This is a genomic window from Moritella sp. (assembly GCF_033791185.1).
Lineage (GTDB): Bacteria > Pseudomonadota > Gammaproteobacteria > Enterobacterales > Moritellaceae > Moritella.
Map to the genome: position 1 here is coordinate 1 of NZ_JASJHF010000077.1, position 2,933 is coordinate 2,933.

Annotated in this window: 2 protein-coding genes; both read right to left on the reverse strand. The window is 40.8% G+C overall.

From position 1 onward, the window contains the following. A partial coding sequence (nosZ, locus tag QNK26_RS04760; protein WP_319221159.1) for a TAT-dependent nitrous-oxide reductase occupies positions 1-1,841 on the reverse strand: 1,841 nt, incomplete at its 3' end. A 125-nt stretch (positions 1,842-1,966) separates the two neighbouring features. Beyond that, positions 1,967-2,933, reverse strand: a 967-nt coding sequence (locus QNK26_RS04765) for a 4Fe-4S binding protein (RefSeq protein ID WP_319221160.1), incomplete at its 5' end; no start/stop codon positions are given.

Sequence of the window (2,933 nt, forward strand, 5' to 3'; positions counted from 1 at the left end):
AACCAGTTACAGTAATACCATTGTACACCCGGTTTGTTGGCAGTAAAGGTGATCGATGCAGTAGCCTGCGGACCAATTTCCATCTGTACACCATGATTTGTCATACAGAAACCATGAGTAACGTCTTCCACCATATCTAAGTTAGTAACCACCACAGTGACTTCATCACCTAACTTCACTTTAAACTCGTTCATACCAAAGGTAGGGGCAACAGAGATCATATAAACACGCACTTTATTACCGTCACGGATAACTTTATTTTCGGTCATCACATCAACACCGTCTTTTACAGCCATCGCAATCGTATCCGCAAAAATCGGATCATCACGGGTCCACAATTTTGCTGGTTTTACTTTACTACGATGAACAATCATACAATCATGCGGTTCAGCAAATGTTGGTCCGTCATGTACCAGCTTCATCTCATCACCAGAAATATCAATTAACTGATCATTTTCAGGGTGTAGAGGTCCAACAGGTAAGAAACGATCTTTAGAGAACTTACAAAGAGAAACTAACCATTTACCATCGGCATCACGTGTTTCACCTTGTGAAGTATGGTTATGCCCAGGCTGATAATGCACATCCAATTTCTGACGAATATAATTCACTTTTTCGCCGTTATGCGCTTTGATCGCGTCTTCAACATTCCATTTTGCAATCTGGCTATCTAAGAATAACGTAGTATAAGCATTACCGCGGTTATCAAAGGCAGTATGCAGTGGACCTAATCCTAATTCTGGCTCAGCAACAATCGCTTCGCGGCCTTTAATTTTATCAGCAAATAAGTCATCTAGCTTTTCAATTGCAATAATTGACACTGTTGGTGATAATTTACCGTTCGCTACAAAGTATTTACCGTCTGAAGACGTATTTAAACCATGAGGTGATTTAGGCACTGGAATATAGCGTGTCAATTCAGAGCCTTTACGACCATCAACAACGGGAACATTATTACCATTGAAGGTTTCAAATTTACCGGCTTTAACAGCCGCTTCACACGCGGCTAAACTAAACACAACCACATGGTCACGCTCTGCGGTGATCATTTCACCAAGGTTCATGCCCATTTCAGAGTTGTAACAAGTAGAGGCAAAGTATTTACCATCATAATCGGCATCGGTATTATCTAAGTTACCATCGACCATCACTTGGAAAGCCACTTCCATTGACTCGGCATCAATCACGTTAAATAAAGAGCGGTAAGTACTGACATCTTCCATCGACGCTTTACCATCATTATTCATCGGGATTTCAAATTCACTGTTACAGATTACATATTTTGTTTCAGGTACTTTTTGGACTCGCATGCCGTGAATCGCTTGCACATTCGGAACCGTTAACATCTTATCGGTTTTCATCACATCACAGCGAATACGGGCAACACGGCTATTGGCTTTATCGTTAATAAAGACATATTTACCATTGTAATGGCCATCGGTCATACTCATATGCGGGTGATGAGAATCACCTGCCAAAAGATGCGCACTATCACCTTTGATACGTTTACTTTCGTCGGTTAATCCCCACCCTGTTGCACTATCAGTATTAAACACAGGAATACGCATTAATTCACGCATTGATGGCAGTCCTAAGATACGTACTTCACCTGAATGACCGCCACTCCAGAAACCATAATATTCATCCAAGTCCCCCGGATGCACGACTGTGCTATTGCTCACTTCTGCTGCTTGAGCTTTAGCCATGGTTGCAAACATGGTCGCTGTCATTGGCAAGGCAGCCGCCGCCACACCAATCGCTGCACTTTTACCAAAAAACTTACGTCGCTCTGAATTTTGTAACGAACCTTTTGGATCTAGATCTGTTTTGTCTTCACTCATGTTTACATCTCCGTCGTATTGTTGTTATGTGATTTCACACATCCATTTTCTTTACACACTGGTTAACAATTCAAGATTCGATTGCATCATATAAGTACAAATCCTGAAATTTATTAACGATTTTTTTATACTTCAGTTACCGCAATTATTTGTTCATCATTTTTACGCTTTTTATAAGCTAATTTTTTCCACGGAGGACATTTGTCATCGTTGTAATAGGTAATTTGGCAATCTAAACAGTAATGGCACTCACGCATATTAATCACACCATCTGGCTGTATCGCTTGGATTTCACACTCTTTAGCACAGGTTTTACAAGGCGTTCCACATTCAGGGCGACGTTTTAGCCAATCAAATAAACGCACACTGTTAGAAACAGATAAAGCAGCGCCTAGCGGGCAAAGGTAACGACAAAATGTTTTACGATTGAATATATTGATAGTGAGCAGTAATAACGCCCATACAACAAATGGCCATTCTCGATCGAATTTGAGTAAGAAGGTGGTTTTAAACGGTTCGATTTCAGCAAACTGCTCTGCGAGTGCCAGTGAGTCTAATGAAATACCAAATAGCCCTAGCAGGATAAGGTACTTAATCGCCCAGAGACGTTCATGGACAGCCCAAGGTAGTTCGACTTGAGGGATTTTAATGTAACGAGCAAACTGGTTTATGAGCTCTTGCAATGCACCAAATGGGCATAACCAACCACAATAAACAGCGCGTCCCCACAATAGAATTGTCATTGCGGCAGCACACCAAAGGATAAAAATAACAGGGTCTAATAAAAACAGATCCCAAGAGAAATCCCTAATTAAGGCATGTAAGAAAGTAAATACATTGACCACTGACAACTGTCCATTCCATGCCCAACCAATAAATACCACTGTTACAGCTAAAAAGGCATGGCGCAGGTTATGCATAAAGGTAGGATGGCGAACTAAGATGTCCTGGAAAAATAAAATCAGCAGTAAAACAACGATTAAAATAATTAACACAATCACTTTAACTTGATGCTCTAACCATACTTGTTCGGTTAGCGTTAATTCTGGCGTTGGGTAAATCGCTGCTGGCGTATCTACATACTTGTCTAGT